Source organism: Psychrobacter sp. 16-MNA-CIBAN-0192 (assembly GCF_040309565.1).
Lineage (GTDB): Bacteria > Pseudomonadota > Gammaproteobacteria > Pseudomonadales > Moraxellaceae > Psychrobacter.
Genome location: NZ_JBEOOX010000412.1, coordinates 1 through 259, shown reverse-complemented (window position 1 = coordinate 259; position 259 = coordinate 1). Strand labels below are relative to the sequence as shown.

At 46.7% G+C, this 259-nt stretch carries 1 pseudogene; it reads right to left on the bottom strand.

Annotated elements, in window-relative coordinates:
* A pseudogene (gene purH / locus AAEY78_RS13780) lies at window positions 1-259 on the bottom strand (bifunctional phosphoribosylaminoimidazolecarboxamide formyltransferase/IMP cyclohydrolase); the annotation flags it as partial.

Genomic DNA, 259 nt, shown 5'->3' with positions numbered 1-259 from the left:
AACCATAGTAGGGCCGCCGATGTCGATGTTTTCAATCGCCATTGGAAGATCACAATCTGGGCGTTCAATGGTGGCTTCGAATGGATATAGGTTAACCACAACCATATCAATTTCTTCAATGCCATGTTCTTTCATGACGGCGCCGTCGATGTCACGACGACCAAGAATGCCACCGTGGACTTTTGGATGTAGTGTTTTTACGCGGCCATCCATCATTTCTGGGAAGCCTGTGTAGTCAGAAACTTCCGTTGCTTTAACA